The sequence below is a fragment of the Massilia sp. LjRoot122 genome (assembly GCF_964252725.1).
In the GTDB taxonomy this organism is placed as follows: domain Bacteria; phylum Pseudomonadota; class Gammaproteobacteria; order Burkholderiales; family Burkholderiaceae_D; genus Telluria.
This window is the reverse complement of sequence record NZ_CAXUPB020000001.1, coordinates 2,301,215-2,317,828: the sequence shown is the minus strand read 5'-3', so window position 1 is coordinate 2,317,828 and position 16,614 is coordinate 2,301,215. Positions and strand designations below refer to the sequence as shown.

Below are 16,614 nucleotides of genomic sequence, written 5' to 3'. Positions count from 1 at the left end.
GCCTTGATCGTTCAGCAACTTGACTTTTCCTGTTCGCAATCTCCCGATAAGATAATGCCGTAGAGAAATTAAATTCCCCTCCAGCAAACTTTAGGACCCTCCCATGTCTGACATCACCATCGCGCCTCGCCAGGAAATCGCCTTCATCAACGGTAACCTGGCGGATCTTGCCACGCTGGTTGCAGGCATGCGCCCCGGCATCGAGATTGTCATCCTCGACCCGGCCGGCTCCGGCGTCGAACAGATCGCCCAGGTCCTCGCCGGCCGCAGCGGACTCGGCGCCATCCACCTGGTTGGCCACGGCGCCTCCGGCCTGCTCCAGCTCGGCGACGTCAGTATCGACGCCGCTTACCTGAAGGACAACGCCGCTGCGCTGGCAGAGATCGGCGCCGCGCTCGTGGAAGACGGCGACATCCTCGTTTACGGTTGCGAGACCGGCGCCGGCACCGCGGGCGCCGGCTTCCTGCGGACGCTGGGCGAAGCCACCGGTGCCGACGTCGCCGCTTCCACCGATGCGAGCGGCGGCCTGCAGGCCGGCGGCGACTGGCAGCTGGAAGCCAGTGTAGGCCAGGTCGACACGGCATCGGCCATGGGCGACGCGGCGGATGGCTATCTGGCCACGCTGGCGCTGAGCACCGGAGGCGTTCATACCTACGGCCAGAACACATGGTCGTACAGCACCATTGCGCAGGACGCCAGTGGGAACGTCTACATGGCGCACAAGCTCGACGGCTCCGCCATCTCGATCAAGAAGTGGACCGGCGCCGGCTGGACCGAGATCACCAAGCTGACCACCAGCATGACCGGTGACACCTATTTCTCCGACTACCTGAGCCTGCAAGTCGACGCCCACGGCAACCTCGACCTGATGTTCCAGCATTCCGTGGTCACCAACGGCGACAACCTCGGATCGACGCGCGGCATCAAGTTCGGCGAATACAATGTGCTGGGCAATAGCTGGACAACGGCTGTGGTCGAGCAGGCCTCGCACCCTAGCGGGGCGCGCAATTTCAGCGAGCCCTCGCTGACGCTGACCGCCGACGGCACCCTGCATGCCGTCTACAAGTACAACTATGGCACGAGCTCCTCGACGGAATACAAGATCCAGTACGCGTCGAGCAGCGACAGCGGCGCGACCTGGACGACTTCGACCGTCCTGACCACCACCATCGCCGGCATCGACGAACTGCAGGACCCGAACATCGTCACGGACAACAACGGGACCGTCCACCTTTTCTACGTGCGCGAGGACAACCAGAACGACACCTACGGCAACCTGTACCACACCAGCAAGGCTCCCGGCAGCACTACCTGGTCGGTGGCGGAGAAAATCGCCAGCGACCTCGAGACCATGTACACGCTGGCCACCGACGGCGCGGGCACGTTCTATATCGGACACAACACGACAGCATACGACAGCAACTGGAATGTCACCGGCTCTACGCTCAAGGTTCTGTCGAACGAAACCGGCAGCTGGGCGACCGACGCCAGCCTCAGCTATCCCGACGCACGCGCCATCTACAAGATGGAATTTGGCGCCGGCAAGTTGCACATGCTGGTGTCGCAGTCGCCGGCCGACTACTCGGAATCGAACTTCACGATCCTGCGCAAGGACGGGTCTACCTGGACCCAGGGCTATGTCGGGGAAGCGCAACTGCCCTCGATGAGCCTGCAAGGCGAAGTCTTCGACGAGGGCACCTTCACCATCACTCCCGGCGGCGATATCCTGGTCGTGACCGAATCGGGTAACCTCAGGAACGTGCAGTTCACCGCCGGCACCGCGGTCGACTACGGCCTGATCTCGAACGCCGCCCCGGTGGTGAGCGAGCTGCACGGCGACTCCACCCCGTTCACGCCGGGCGCGACCGACCTGGTCCTCGACAGCGCCTACGTCGACTACTACGACTTCGTCAGCACCCAGCCGGCCGGCGTCACCGACGCCGACGGCGGCGACTTCAACGGCGGCTTGCTCAGGATCACCCAGCAGTCCGGCAATGGCGACGGCCGCTTCGTGCTCGACTTCGCCAACGGCATCCTGGCCGCCGGCCCGGATGCCAATACCCTCGGCGGCGAACTGATCGGGGGCGAAAAGATCTTCATGCCCGTGAACGGCGTCTGGACCGCAGTCGGCCAGGTTCGCCCGGGCTTCGACGGCCACTCCGGCCACGACTTGATGATCGACTTCACCAGTGCCTATGCCGACGCCGGCACGGCCGACGCCTTCATCAAGTACCTGATGTACACCGCCCCCAGCGCGGGCGCCCGCAACTTCTCCCTGACCGTCGAGGACGGCGACGGCGGCGTATCGACCCCGGCGGTTTTCACCATGACCGGCCTCGACGTGGTGGCGCCGCAGGTCCTGGAAGTCAGCGCCCTTAACACCGACGGCACCTTCAAGGCTGGCGACACCGTGGTGATCCAGGTCAAGTTCAGCGAAGCCGTCACCGTCACCGGTTCGCCCACCCTGCTGCTAGAAACCGGCACGCTAGACCGCAGCGCCCTCCTCACCGGCAGCAACGGCGGCGACACCCTGTTCTTCAGCTACACGGTGCAGGCCGGCGATCTCACCGGCGACCTCGATGTCCTCGGGGCCGGCGCGCTCCAGCTGAACGGCGGCAGCATCCGCGACGCGGCCGGCAACGATGCGGTGCTGGCCCTGGCCCCCCCCGGCGCCGCCGGCTCGCTCGGCGCCGCCAGGAACATCGTCGTCGACGGCGCAGCACCGACCGACATCGCCCTCAGCAACGCCGCCATCACCACCCTGGACGGCGCCCACGCCGTGGTCGGCACCCTGAGCAGCGTCGATGCCAATACCCAGGACAGCTTCAGCTACAGCCTGGTGAACGGCGCCGGCTCGGCCGACAACGCCGCCTTCGAGATCGTCGGCGGCGCACTGCGCGCCATCGACGCCGCCGCCCTCACCGAGGGTGCGAAGTCGGTGCGCGTGCGCACCACTGACGCCGCCGGCAACAGCTACGAAGAAGCCCTGTCGATCGCCGTCAGCTCGCCACCGACAGTGGCGATCAGCGCCGCCCAGGGTTCGCTCGGCGTGAACGGCAGCACGCTGATCACCTTCACCTTCAACAAAACCCCGGTCGGCTTCGTCGCCGGCGACATCACGGTCAGCGGCGGCAGCCTGGGCGCCCTCACGGTCGACCCGCAGAACGACAAGGTGTATACCGCCACTTTCACTCCGACGCCGGATCAGCAGAACCTGGCGGCCGCGATCTCGGTCGGCGCCGGCAAGTTCGTCGACGCCGGCGGCCTGGCCAATGTGGCCAGCACGGTCAACGCCGCCATCGGCGGCGACACCCTGGCCGCGGCGGTCAGCGCCGTCGGCGCAAGCGGTGCCGACGGCAGCTACAAGCTGGGCGACACGATAACGATCCAGCTGAACTTCCTGGAAGCCGTGACCGTCGTCGGCCAGCCGACCCTGCAACTGGAAACCGGCGCCACCGACCGCGTCGCCACCTACAGCGGCGGCAGCGGCAGCAACACCATCGCGTTCAGCTACACGGTGCAGGCGGGCGATCTCACCAGCGACCTCGACGTCGTCGGCACCGGCGCGCTCCAGCTGAACGGCGGCAGCATCCGCGACGCGGCCGGCAACGACGCCGTGCTGGCCCTGGCCGCCCCCGGCGCCGCCGGCTCGCTCGGCGCCGCCAGGAGCATCGTCGTCGACGGCGCCGCGCCGACCGACATCGCCCTCAGCAACGCCGCCATCACCACTCTGGACGGCGCCCATGCCGTGGTCGGCACGCTGAGCAGCGTCGACGCCAACGCGCAGGACAGCTTCGGCTACACCCTGGTGGCGGGCGCCGGCGACGCCGACAACACGGCCTTCGAGATCGTCGGCGGCGTTCTGCGCGCGCTCGACGCCGGCGCCCTCGGCGACGGCATGAAGTCGGTGCGGGTGCGCGGCCTCGATGCGGCCGGCAACAGCTATGAAGAAGCGCTGGCGATCAGCGTCAGCTCTGCGCCGACGGTGGCGATCAGCGCCAGCCAGGCCACGCTGAACGCGGGCGGCACTGCCTTGGTCACCTTCACTTTCAGCGCCACCCCGGTCGGCTTCGAGGCCTCCGACATCACGGTCAGCGGCGGCAGCCTGGGCGCCCTCACGGTCGACCCGCAGAACGACAAGGTCTATACCGCGACCTTCACCCCGGCGCCGGGCCAGCAGAACCTGGCGGCCGCGATCTCGGTCGGCGCCGGCAAGTTCACCGATGCCGGCGGCTTGGCCAACGTGGCCAGCACGGTCAACGCCGCCATCGGCGGCGACACCCTGGCCCCGAGCCTGGTCATCACGGGTGACCGCACGGCCTTCAAGGCCGGCCAGGCTGCTACCATCACCTTTACTTTCAGCGAAACCCCCGCCGGCTTCGACGCCGGCGACATCGTCTCCAGCGGCGGCACGCTCACCGGCCTGGCCGTGACGGCCGACAGCAAGGTGTACACGGCGAGCTTCACGCCGAGTGCCGACCTCGAGAACCTGTCCGGCGCCATCGCCGTGGCCGGCGCCGGCTACGCCGACGCGCGCGGCAATGCCGGCGGCGCCGCGGACCTGGCGATCGGCGGCGACACCCGCGCCCCGGTCGTCAGCGACGCCCACATCGCCATCTCCGGCGCCAGCGGCGCCAATGGCACTTTCCTTGCCGGCGATACCATCACCGTCACCTGGAACGATGGCGCCTCGGGCGACAACAACCCGGACAGCGCCAGCGCCACCGTCGACTTCAGCCAGTTCGGCGGCCCGGCGGCGGTCATCGCCACCCACGCGGGCGGCGTGTGGACGGCCGGCTGGCAGCTCCCGGCCGGCACGCTCGATGCCACCGGCCTGAACGTCTCGGTCACCGCGCTCGACGACGCCGGCAACGCCGGCACCCGCGCCGACGGCAGCAATGCCGCGGCCGACAGCCAGGCGCCGCTGGTCAGCGCCGGCGCGATCGCCGTGGCCGGCGCCACCGGCATTGGTGGCGCCTACCGCGTCGGCGATGTGCTCACCGCAATCTGGGACAATGGCCTGGAGGGCAACCTCGACGTGGCCGCCGTGGCCTTCGATTTCAGCCAGTTCGGCGGCGGCACGGTGGCCGCCAGCGCCATCGGCAATGTCTGGAGCGCCAGCTACACCATCGTGGCCGGAAACATCGATGCGACCAATCGCAATGCCAGCGTGACGGTCACCGACGACGCCGGCAACATCACGCTGCGCTCCGGCGCGGACCAGCTGCAGGTCGACGCGCGCCTGCCGCAGGCGACCGCCATCGGCGTCGCCAACAACGCGCCCGCGAATGCCACCAGCGTCGATTACACGGTGGTCTTCGACGAAGCCGTGACCGGGGTCGACCTGGCCGACTTCAGCCTGTCCGCCACCGGCAGCGCCACCGGCACCCTGGCCGCCGTCAGCGGCGCGGGCAACACCTGGACCGTGAGCGTCGGCGGCATCAGCGGCAACGGCAGCCTGAAGCTGACGCTGAACGCCGGCGGCACCGGCATCGCCGACGATGCCGGCAACCCGGTCCTGGCCGGGTACAGCGCGGGCAGCGCCCACACCGTGGCGTTCAACGCGGCGCCCGTCATCACCAGCAACGGCGGCGGCCATGAGGCGATCTTCAGTATCGCCGAGAAGCAGCGCGCCGTGACCACGGTCGCGGCCCTGGATGCCGACGGGCATGCGCTCAGCTACAGCATCGGCGGCGGCGACGCGGCCCTGTTCGAGATCGACCCGGTCAGCGGCGTGCTCCGCTTCATCGCCACCCCGCTGCGCGCGAACCCGCTGGACAGCAACCACGACAACATCTATGACCTGACCGTGACGGTTGATGACGGTCACGGCGCCCGGGACAGCCAGAACCTGTGGGTCACGGTGCTGGGCGACCTGGACGGCGACGGCGCGCCGGACGCGAGCGACAGCGACATCGACAACGACGGCCGCCTGAACAGCGTCGAAGACCCGGTGCCGGGCGCACGTGGCGTGACCGGCGACGGCAACGGCGACGGCGTGGCCGACAGCGCCCAGCTGAACGTGGCCTCGCTGCCGACCATCGTGCAAGGCGCGCCCTACGCGACACTCGAAGTGGCCGCGGGCCTGAGCCTGACGTCGGTGAGCAGCATCGCGGCGGCCACGGGCCTGCCGCGCAACGTCAAGATGCCGGTCGGCCAGTTCGACTTCACGATCGGCGGCGTTACCCCGGGCGGCAGCGCCCAGGTCAGCATCTACGTCGACAGCAGCTACAAGGTCAACGGCTACTACAAGCTCGACGCCGGCAACAACTGGGTCAACCTGGCCACCTCGGTCGTCCCGGTGGGCAGCAAGACCAAGCTCACGTTCTCGCTGACCGACGGCGGCATCTTCGACAGCGACGGCGTGGTCAACGGCAGCATCAGCGACCCGGGCGGCCCGGTCACGATCGCCCCGGCCATCAGCAGCAACGGCGGCGCCACTACGGCGGCCCTCGACGTCCAGGAAGGCGCTGTCGCCGTCACCACTGTGCAGGCCGGCCAGGGCGCGGCCTACGCGATCAGCGGCGGCCTCGATGCCGCGCTGTTCCAGGTCGATGCCGCCACCGGCGTGCTGCGCTTCGTCTCCGGCCCGTCCTACGGCGCGCCGCGGGATGCGGGCGCGGACAACGTCTACGACGTGCAGGTCACGGCGAGCGACGCATTCGGCAGCGATACCCAGGCGCTCGCGGTGCACGTCACCGCGGCCCCGCCGGTAGCGCCGCCGACGACCGTCGTCGACGGCGTCAGCGTCGGTACCGGCACCCGAGACAACGGCGACGGCAGCACCAGCCAGGTGATCACCATCCCCGTGGTGGAACAGGCCCGCAACGAAACCGTCGGCAACAACGCGGTCGCCGACATCCCGCTGGTGAGCAGCAATGGCGGCACGGTCCTCAGCGCGCAGGTGCCGACCGGCGTCGGCGTGCAGGTCAGCGGCTCGGCGGCGCCGGCCGGCGTGGCCGATGCGATCACCAACCTGATCCGCGAGATCAAGGGCGTGACCGCCGCCGGTTCGCATGACCAGACCCAGATGACGGGCGGCGGTTCCGGCTTCCTGTCCAGCCTGCCCCAGGATGCCAACCTGCTGGTGCAGACCGTGGTGCCGACGGTGGCGCCCGGAACCGCGCCCGCCGGCCCGCTGGTGATCCAGGGCGCGGCCCCGGGCGCCGGCGGTCCCCTGTCGGCCCTGGTGATCGATGCGAAGGGACTGCCGGCCGGATCGACCATCCAGCTGCAGAACGTGGACTTTGCCGCGATCGTCGGCAACGTGCGGGTGACCGGCGGTGCCGGTTCGCAGAACGTGTGGGGCGACGGCGCCAGCCAGACCATCATGCTGGGCGCGGACGACGACGTCCTGCACGGCGGCGCCGGCAACGACAGCGTCGGCAGCGCCGGCGGCAACGACAAGGTCTATGGCGACGAGGGCGACGACATCGTGTTCGGCGGCCTGGGCGACGACCTGGTCGACGGCGGCAGCGGCACCGACACCGTGCAGCTGGTGGGCAGCGGCCGTGCCGACTACACGGCGCGCTTCGCCGATGGCCACCTGGTGCTGGCCCACCGCAACGGCGGCGCCGACGGCAGCGATACCGTCGCCAATGTCGAAATCCTGCGCTTCGCGAACGGGACCGCCGACACCAGCGTACGCGGCAGCATCGAGCGCCTGTACGAAGCGCTCCTGGGCCGCGAGGCCGATGGCGCGGGCGTGGACGCCTGGCTGGCCGCGGTTGGCAAGGGCGCCACGCTGACGGAGGTGGCGCAGCAGATGCTGGCAAGCGCTGAAGCGCAGCTGCAGGCCGCCAGCGATGCCGGCTTCGTGACGGCGCTGTACAGCCGCAGCCTGGAGCGCAGCGTCGACGCCGGCGGCCTGCAGTACTGGACCGACGCGCTGGCTGCCGGCACGGTGAGCCGCGCCGGCCTGGCGCTCGCCGTCACCGACTCGGCGGAGAAGCTGGCCAGGCCGGCGAGCGTCGACCTCGGCGTCGGCGATACCGACATCGGTACCCTGGTGCGCCTGTACGCCACGCTGTTCGACCGCGCGCCGGACAACGCCGGCATCAACCACTGGCTGTCGCTGTCGGAAGCCGGCGTCTCGCTGGAACGCATCGCCGACCACTTCCTGGCCTCCAGCGAAGCCTTGACGGCGTATGGCGCGCTGGACAACCGGGCCTTCACGATGGCCCTGTACCAGCAGGCCATGCACCGCAACGGCAGCGATGTGGAAGTGTCGTACTGGACCGGCCTGCTCGACAGCGGCAGGCTCGATCGCGGCGACGTGCTGCTGCAGTTCGCCGAGTCGAACGAGAAGGCGACGCTGGTGGGTGTGATCGACACCAGCCTGGATGTCTGAACTGCGAAGCGTCCCTACTGAATAGCCGGGCCTCGCGCCCGGTTATTTTTTGGCAGCGCTATGCGTATCGCATTGCAAATCGCGCAATTATCTTGCTAAGCTCTAGCAATACTATTACCCTTAGATGGCATGTGAATTGTCGCGCGATTAGCATTTACAGCCAGAGCCGAGCGTCTCAGCCGTGGCAAATATCGTGCGTTCACGTGGTAGAAAACTGTAGACACCAGTGTCTAGACAGACTATTCTAGAACTGCCAACACTGATGAGGACGCTCATGCCACGCAAACCCGATACTCCCAAGCCGACCCCGGCCGAACTCGAATTGCTGCAGGTGCTGTGGCCGATGGCTTCCGGCACCGCCAAGCAGGTGCACCAGGAAATGCAGAAGACCAAGCCCGAGGTCACCTATGCCACCGTGTTGCGCCTCATGCAGATCATGCATGGCAAGGGCCTGCTGGTGCGCGACGAGAGCGAACGTTCGCACGTCTACACCCCCGCGCACGCCCAGGATTCGGTCGAGACCAATCTGCTGAAAGACCTGATGCAGCGTGCCTTCGCCGGTTCTGCCAAGGCGCTGGTGCTGGCCGCGCTCAAGAGCGGCATCTCGAAGAAGGAACGCGACGAGATCGAGCAGTTGCTCCGTGAAGACAAGTCGGAGGACAAGCAATGAGCGCCGCCGACCTCGTCGCCAGCATCGGCTGGACCCTGGTCCACTTCCTGTGGCAGGGCGCGCTGATCGGCTGCGCCACCGCCGTGCTGCTGACCGTACTGCGCAACGCGCGGCCGGAGTCGCGCTACCTGGTCGCCTGCAGCGGCCTGCTCCTCTGCCTGGCCTGGCCCGCCACCGAACTCGCGCTGCGCCTGCTCGGCGGCAGCGGGACCGGCGGCGATGCGCTGGTGCTGTTCGCCGCCGGGCTGGTGGCCGCTTCCCCGGTCGACCAGGGCTGGGCCGCCCTGCTCGCCGACCAGCTGAGCTGGATCGTCGGCACCTGGGCCGTATGCGCCCTCGCGATGAGCCTGCGGATGGTGGCCGGCCTGGTCTGGATCGGCCGCGCCGCGGCGCAGGAAGGTATCGACCCGGCCTGGCAGGCGCGTGTCGAGCGCATGGCGGCGCAGTTCGGCATCGACCGCGCCGTGCGCCTGCGCATCGTGGAAAGCCTCGGCAGTCCGGTCACGGCCGGCTGGTGGCGCCCCGTCGTGCTGGTGCCGGCCGCGCTGGTGTCGGGCATGCCGGCGCACCTGCTGGAAGCGCTGCTGGCCCACGAACTGGCCCACATCAAGCGCCACGACTACCTGGTCAACCTCGGCCAGAACCTGGTCGAGACCCTGTTCTTCTACCACCCGGCGGTCTGGTGGATCTCGGGACGCATCCGCGTCGAACGGGAACAGATCGCCGACGATTTCGCGGCAAGGCAACTGGGCGAACCGCGGCGCCTGGCCCTGGCCCTTTCAGAGCTGGAGAAACTCCAGTTTTCCACCCACCACCTGGCCCAGGCGGCCAACGGAGGAGATCTTATGTCACGCATCAAACGATTGGTTCGTCCCGATACGCAAGCGTTGAACTGGAAGGCAGCCATTCCCGTACTGGGACTGGCGGCAATGAGCGCTGCGGTGTTCGCTCATGCGGCGCCCGCCGCAAAGTCGGCAGAGCCGGACCGGGCTGCCGTCGCGAACTTCAACAGCTGCGAGCGCCCCCACTACCCGGCCGAATCCCTCGCGCAGAAGCATACCGGGACCGTCACCCTCGGCTTCCTGGTGGCGACGGATGGCAGCGTGAAGGACACGAAGATCACGAAATCGTCAGGCCACCGTCCGCTCGACGAATCGGCCCGCACGGCGCTGGCCAAGTGCACGTTCAAGCCGGCCACCACCAAGGGCCAACCGGTCGAGGCCTGGACCGCCGTCCAGTACGTCTGGACGCTCGAGTAAGCGCCGGCATCCGATCACCGGCGGACGGGGACGCCCGTCCGCTGCTCTCCAACGATGTACCTCTCTCGACACGACCACATGAATACGATTCGCACGATATTGTTTGTACCTGTGATGCTCGCTGCCCTCGCATGCGATGCCAAGGCGGAGGTCGACGACGCCACCCGCAAGGCGGTCATCGCCGAACTCGGCGCCAAAGTCAAGGACATTTACGTGTTCCCGGACAAGGCAAAGCTGGTCGTCGAACGGCTGAACGCACGCGAGCAAAGCGGTGCCTACCGCGGCGCCAAGGATCTCGATGCCTTCGCGGCCATGCTGACCGAGGACCTGCGCCAGCCGACCGGGGACAAGCACCTGGGCGTGCGCTACCACGCCAAGCCCCTCCCTGCCGATCTCGGCGGTCGCGGACCGACGCCCGAGCAGGAACGCATGTTCGCCAACTTCCTGAAGTCGCGCAACTACGACATCCGCAAGGTGGAAACCCTGCCCGGCAATATCGGCTACATCGACCTGCGCAGCTTTCCGCCGGCCCAGATCGCCAAGCCCGTTCTCGGTGCGCTGATGAACCTGGTCGCGGACACCGACGCGCTCATCGTCGACCTGCGCCACAACGGCGGTGGCGATCCCCATACCGTCGCCTTCTTGTCCAGCTACCTGTTCGACAAGCGCACGCACCTGAACAACATGTATTGGCGCGATGGTGGCCGCACGGACGCGTTCTGGACCGAAGAAGATGTGCCGGGCAAGAAGTTTGGAGGCAGCAAGAAAGTCTACGTCCTGACCAGCAAGGATACCTTCTCCGGCGCCGAGGAATTCAGCTACAACCTGCAACAGCTGCGCCGCGGCCTCATCGTGGGCGAGACTACCGGCGGCGGCGCCCATCCGGGCGGCGTGCACCGCATTCACCCGCATCTGGGGGTATTCATCCCTGGGGGTCGCGCAATCAATCCGATCAGCAAGACCAACTGGGAGGGCACCGGCGTGGTGCCGGACGTGAAGGTCAAGGCGGAGGATGCGCTGCGCACGGCCGAACGCCTGGCCCTGACGGAGCTGCTGAAGTCTCCTTCGGACGAGGGACATGCGCAGCACTTGCGCAAGCGCCTCGCCGCCCTGGAATGAACAAAGCCCGCAGGGATCCTGCGGGCCTCGATGTAGCCACCGCGGTGTTTTTTACACCGCCGAAACGTCCAGCTCGCAGCCGGTCGCGCTCAGCACCTCATCCTTGCTGACGCCCGGCGCCAGCTCCACCAGCTTGAGGCCGGTGTCGGTAACATCCAGGACACCCAGGTCGGTGATGATGCGATCCACCACGCCCACGCCGGTCAGCGGCAGGTCGCATTTCTTGAGGATCTTGTGCGAGGTCGAGCCGTCCTTGGCGGTGGCGACGTGTTCCATCACGACGACCACGCGCTTGACGCCGGCCACCAGGTCCATCGCGCCGCCCATGCCCTTGACCATCTTGCCCGGGATCATCCAGTTGGCCAGGTCGCCGCGCTCGGACACCTGCATCGCGCCCAGGATCGCCAGGTTGATCTTGCCGCCGCGGATCATGCCGAAGGAATCGGCCGAGCTGAAGTAGGCAGCGCCCGGCAGTGCCGTCACGGTCTGCTTGCCGGCGTTGATCAGGTCGGCGTCGACTTGCGCTTCCGTCGGGAAGGGGCCGATGCCCAGCAGGCCGTTTTCCGACTGCAGGAAGACCTCGATATCCTGCGGGACGTAGTTCGCCACCAGGGTCGGCAGGCCGATGCCCAGGTTCACATAGAAACCGTCCTGCAGTTCCTTCGCCGCGCGCGCGGCCATTTCATCACGAGTCCAAGCCATGTTCTGTCTCCAGTGTTCGCAAAAAGCGCGTTAGTTCGCGCGCACGGTGCGCTGTTCGATGCGCTTTTCCGGCGTCGGGTTGTGGACGATGCGGTGCACGAAGATGCTCGGGGTGTGCACCTGGTCCGGATCGATTTCGCCGATCTCGACCAGCTCTTCGACTTCCACGATGCAGATCTTGCCGGCGGTGGCGACGTTCGGGTTGAAGTTGCGCGCGGTCTTGCGGTACAGGAGGTTGCCGGCCTTGTCGGCCTTCCATGCCTTGACCAGGGAGACGTCCGGCAGCAGCGCACGTTCCATCACGTAGTGCTCGCCGTCGAATTCGCGGGTTTCCTTGCCGTCGGCAACGATGGTGCCGTAGCCGGTCTTGGTGTAGAAGGCCGGGATGCCGGCGCCGCCGGCGCGCAGCTTCTCGGCCAGCGTGCCCTGCGGGGTGAATTCGAGTTCGAGTTCGCCGGCCAGGAACTGGCGTGCGAATTCCTTGTTTTCGCCGACGTAGGACGAGATCATCTTCTTGATCTGGCGGGTTTCCAGCAGCTGGCCCAGGCCGAAGCCGTCCACGCCCGCATTGTTCGAAATGGCGGTCAGGTTCTTGACGCCGGAATCGCGCAGCGCCGCGATCAGCGCCTCCGGAATGCCGCACAGGCCGAAGCCGCCCACGGCAATGGTCTGGCCGTCTGCAACGATGCCGGCTAGCGCCGACTTCGCATCAGGATACACTTTGTTCATACCCGTCCCTTTTATAGGTTAAGCGATAAGCTCTTCTGTACTACAGAGTAGAGTCTCAGCATAAAATACGCTGTACCGAATAACAATACCGTAGAACTACGGCCCGCCCCGTCCATGAACCGAGCAGTCGATCCAAGTCAAGTGAATCCCCCCTGCGCCATCGATTACGAGATGATATTCCAGCATGCGCCGGTGGGAATGTGCGTGTCGATGAACCGCGTCATCCAGTCCTGCAACCACGCACTCGCGACGATGTTCCGCTATGACGGGGGCAAGCTTCACGGACAGTCCTTCAGCGTACTCTACCCGACCATGGACGAGTTCCTGCGCACCGGCGACCGCATCGTGCCGATCATGAACGCCAAGGGACGCTACTCGGACGAGCGCATCATGCGCCGCGCCGACGGTGAACTGTTCTGGTGCCACGTGACCGGGCGCGCGCTGGATCCGGCCGAGCCGCTCGGCGCGGGGGTATGGACCTTCGAGGACGTCAGCGAGAAGCGGCCGGTGTCGGCCGAGCTGACCCCGCGCGAACGCGAGATCGCCGCCCTGCTGGTCGAGGGCAAGACCAGCAAGATGATCGCGCGCGATACCGACCTCAGTCCGCGCACGGTGGAGATGCACCGGGCCAGCCTGATGCGCAAGTTCGCGGCATCGACTTCATCGGAGCTGGTGCACAAGCTGGTCGGAGCGCGCTGAAGCTCAGGCGCTCAGGCGCCGCGCTCATTCGGCCGGCAGCAAGGCCCGCAGGCGCTCCGGCAACGGCCGGGATTTCTCGGCCCTGAAATCGATCCATACCACCTTGGCGCCGCCTTCGGCGTGCAGCGCGCCGGCCTGCCCGTCCGCGCCGACCAGGCGGATCTCGTGGGTGACTTCGATGCTCGAGCGCCCCGGCGGGCTGACAAAGGTCATGACTTCGATCTCGCCCGGATAGGTCAGCTGCTTGAGGAAGCTGCAATAGGCATTGACGACGACCGGGCCCTCACCTGGCAAGGCCGGGTCGGCCAGTGCGCCGGCCTGCTCGAGCCAGGCGATACGGGCCGATTCGATGTAGCGGAAATAGACGGTGTTGTTGACGTGGCCCATCGCATCCATGTCGCCCCAACGGATGGGCATGCGCATGGTGTGTACAAACTGCTTGCTGCTCATTGCTTCCTGACTCAGTAAAACGATTACTGCGCCGTCATGCCGTCGTCGGCCGTGATGATGGCGCCATTGATGAAATGGGCTTCATCCGCTGCCAGCAGCAGCAGGAGCCCGTCGAGGTCTTCCGGTTTGCCGGCACGCTTGCGCGGCAGCATGTCGATCAGCTTGCGCCCCTGCTCGGTGTCGAAATAGTCCTCGTTCATTTCGGTGCTGATGTAGCCGGGGCAGATGGCATTCACGTTGATGCCATACCTGCCCCACTCCACCGCCATGGCCTTGGTCATCTGCACCACGCCGGCCTTGCTCATGCAGTACACGCCGATCTGCGGCAGCACGCGCAGGCCGGCCACCGAGGCGATGTTGACGATGCGGTGCTGCTTGCGCGGGTCGCCCTTGGCGCGCTGGATCATGCGCTTGGCGGTCTGCTGGGCCACGAAGAAGGCGCCGCGCAGGTTGGTGTCCATGATGTAGTTGTAGTCGTCTTCGGTCACGTCCAGCAGGCGCTGGGTGCTCGACACGCCCGAGTTGTTCACCAGGATGTCGATCGGCCCGGCCTCGGTCTCGGCGTGGGCGATGGCCGACTTGATGCTGCCCAGGTCGGTCACGTCCAGGCGCACCACGTGGGCGGCGCCGCCGTCGGCCTCGATCTCGGCGCGCAGCTCCTTGAGCCGCTCGACCCGGCGCGAGGCCAGTACCACCTGCGCCCCGGCCCCGGCCAGCGCCTTCGCGAACCGTGCACCGAGGCCGCTCGAGGCGCCGGTGACCATGGCGATTTTTCCTTCGTAATTGACTTCGATGCCCACGTTGGCTCCCCCGTTAGCGAAGCCACCATATTACACAAATCATCAGTATTAGATTGCCGCATCTAATAATCTCCGTAAAATGGCGGCCAACGTTGCAAACGGCAGCAAAAAAGCGCACACTCGTGCTTAAATTTTCCATCTCCTATTAAAATAATCATATGACTGAGCCAACCAACATCCTCGAACAATACGGCCCGCGTGAAGCCATGGAGTACGACGTGGTCATCGTCGGCGGCGGCCCTGCCGGCCTGTCGGCCGCGATCCGCCTGAAGCAGCTGGCGGCCGAGCAGGGTCGGGAGGTGTCGGTCTGCGTGCTCGAAAAAGGCGGCGAGCTGGGCGCCCACATCCTGTCCGGCGCGGTCATGGACCCGATCGCCTTGAACGAGCTGATCCCTGACTGGAAGGAAAAAGGCGCGCCGCTGAATACCGCGGTCACCGAAGACCAGGTGCTGTTCCTCACCGAGACGAAGGCGATCCGCACGCCGAACTTCATGGTCCCGAAGATGCTGACCAACCACGGCAACTACGTGATCTCGCTGGCCAACGTCACGCGCTGGCTGGGCCAGCAGGCCGAAGCGCTGGGCGTCGAGATCTTCCCGGGCTTCCCGGCGGCCGAAGTGCTGTACAACGAGGACGGCTCGGTCAAGGGTGTCGCCACCGGCAACATGGGCGTCAAGCGCGACGGCGAGCCGGGTTCGGACTTCCAGCTCGGCATGGAGCTGCACGCCAAGTACACGCTGTTCGCGGAAGGCTCGCGCGGCCACCTCGGCAAGCAGCTGATGGCCAAGTACGACCTGAACAAGGGCAAGGACCCGCAGACCTACGGCATCGGCATCAAGGAACTGTGGGAAATCGATCCAGCCAAGCACAAGCCCGGCCTGGTGATCCACACCGCCGGCTGGCCGCTGGATAACAGCACCTACGGCGGCTCCTTCCTGTACCACCTGGAGAACAACCAGGTGGCGGTCGGCTTCGTGGTGGGCCTGGCCTACCAGAACCCCTACCTGTCGCCCTACGAGGAATTCCAGCGCTACAAGACGCACCCGGCGATCCGCCACTTCTTCGAAGGCGGCAAGCGCATCTCCTACGGCGCGCGCGCCATCACCGCAGGGGGTCTGCAATCCCTGCCGAAGACCGTGTTCCCGGGCGGCGCCCTGATCGGCTGCGATGCCGGCTTCCTGAACACCAGCCGCATCAAGGGCAGCCATGCCGCGATCAAGACCGGCATGCTGGCCGCGGAGAGCGCCTTCGCGGCGCTGGGCGAAGGCCGCCAGCACGACGAACTGGCGTCCTACCCGGCCGCTTTCGAGAAGTCCTGGCTGCACGAGGAACTGCACGTCGCGCGCAACTTCAAGCCCTGGATGTCGAAGGGCCTGTACCTCGGCACCATCATGACCGGCATCGACCAGATGGTCTTCCGCGGCAAGGCGCCGTGGACCCTGCGCCACAAGCACGCCGACCACGAGTGCCTCAAACCCGCCTCGCAGTTCCAGCCGATCGCCTATCCGAAGCCGGACGGCAAGCTGACCTTCGACCGCCTGTCCTCGGTGTTCATCTCGAACACCAACCACAGCGAAGACCAGCCGGTGCACCTGACCCTCAAGAACCCGGGCATCCCGGTGGACGTCAACCTGGCCAAGTACGCGGGTCCGGAACAGCGCTACTGCCCGGCCGGCGTCTACGAGTTCGTGAAGACCGACGAAGGCAAGGACCGCCTGCAGATCAACGCGCAGAACTGCGTGCACTGCAAGACCTGCGACATCAAGGATCCGACCCAGAACATCGTGTGGGTGACGCCCGAAGGCGGCGGCGGCCCGAACTACCCGAACATGTAAG

Annotated in this window: 10 protein-coding genes; 6 read left to right on the top strand and 4 right to left on the bottom strand. The window is 66.7% G+C overall.

Annotated features, from left to right (window positions below; genetic code table 11):
- Positions 1-103 precede the first annotated feature (103 nt).
- From ACSQ25_RS10185 to ACSQ25_RS10170, 4 genes are all read left to right on the top strand, one after another.
- Positions 104-8,350 (top strand): Ig-like domain-containing protein, encoded by an 8,247-nt coding sequence (locus ACSQ25_RS10185; RefSeq protein WP_436105579.1) that lies wholly within the window; start codon positions 104-106, stop codon positions 8,348-8,350.
- A 274-nt stretch (positions 8,351-8,624) separates the two neighbouring features.
- Positions 8,625-9,020 (top strand): BlaI/MecI/CopY family transcriptional regulator, encoded by a 396-nt coding sequence (locus tag ACSQ25_RS10180; RefSeq protein WP_436105578.1) that lies wholly within the window; start codon positions 8,625-8,627, stop codon positions 9,018-9,020.
- Complete coding sequence (locus ACSQ25_RS10175; RefSeq protein ID WP_436105577.1) at positions 9,017-10,279, top strand: M56 family metallopeptidase; 1,263 nt, start codon at positions 9,017-9,019, stop codon at positions 10,277-10,279. Before ACSQ25_RS10180 ends, ACSQ25_RS10175 begins: the two co-directional genes overlap by 4 nt.
- A gap of 114 nt (positions 10,280-10,393) precedes the next feature.
- Positions 10,394-11,398, top strand: a complete 1,005-nt coding sequence (locus ACSQ25_RS10170; RefSeq protein WP_436105576.1) for a S41 family peptidase — start codon at positions 10,394-10,396, stop codon at positions 11,396-11,398.
- 51 nt (positions 11,399-11,449) lie between these two features.
- On the opposite strand, the gene ACSQ25_RS10165 is transcribed toward ACSQ25_RS10170, so the two are convergent.
- Both ACSQ25_RS10165 and ACSQ25_RS10160 read right to left on the bottom strand, forming a co-directional pair.
- The gene (locus ACSQ25_RS10165; RefSeq protein ID WP_436105575.1) at positions 11,450-12,100 is read right to left on the bottom strand and encodes a 3-oxoacid CoA-transferase subunit B; all 651 of its coding nucleotides are present in this window, start codon (positions 12,098-12,100) and stop codon (positions 11,450-11,452) included.
- A 30-nt stretch (positions 12,101-12,130) separates the two neighbouring features.
- A complete protein-coding gene (locus ACSQ25_RS10160; RefSeq protein WP_436105574.1) occupies positions 12,131-12,829 on the bottom strand; it encodes a CoA transferase subunit A in 699 nt (232 codons plus the stop codon).
- A gap of 171 nt (positions 12,830-13,000) precedes the next feature.
- On the opposite strand from ACSQ25_RS10160, the gene ACSQ25_RS10155 reads away from it, so the two are divergent.
- Positions 13,001-13,528 (top strand): LuxR C-terminal-related transcriptional regulator, encoded by a 528-nt coding sequence (locus ACSQ25_RS10155; RefSeq protein ID WP_436105573.1) that lies wholly within the window; start codon positions 13,001-13,003, stop codon positions 13,526-13,528.
- 24 nt (positions 13,529-13,552) lie between these two features.
- Here ACSQ25_RS10155 and ACSQ25_RS10150 read toward each other — a convergent pair whose 3' ends face one another.
- Positions 13,553-13,978 (bottom strand): acyl-CoA thioesterase, encoded by a 426-nt coding sequence (locus tag ACSQ25_RS10150; protein ID WP_436105572.1) that lies wholly within the window; start codon positions 13,976-13,978, stop codon positions 13,553-13,555.
- Positions 13,979-14,001: 23 nt separating this feature from the next.
- Positions 14,002-14,778, bottom strand: coding sequence for an SDR family oxidoreductase (locus ACSQ25_RS10145; RefSeq protein WP_436105571.1), 777 nt, complete (start codon positions 14,776-14,778; stop codon positions 14,002-14,004).
- Positions 14,779-14,936: 158 nt separating this feature from the next.
- Here ACSQ25_RS10145 and ACSQ25_RS10140 point away from each other — a divergent pair, with 158 nt between their 5' ends.
- The gene (locus tag ACSQ25_RS10140; protein ID WP_436105570.1) at positions 14,937-16,613 is read left to right on the top strand and encodes a 4Fe-4S dicluster domain-containing protein; all 1,677 of its coding nucleotides are present in this window, start codon (positions 14,937-14,939) and stop codon (positions 16,611-16,613) included.
- Position 16,614 lies beyond the last annotated feature (1 nt).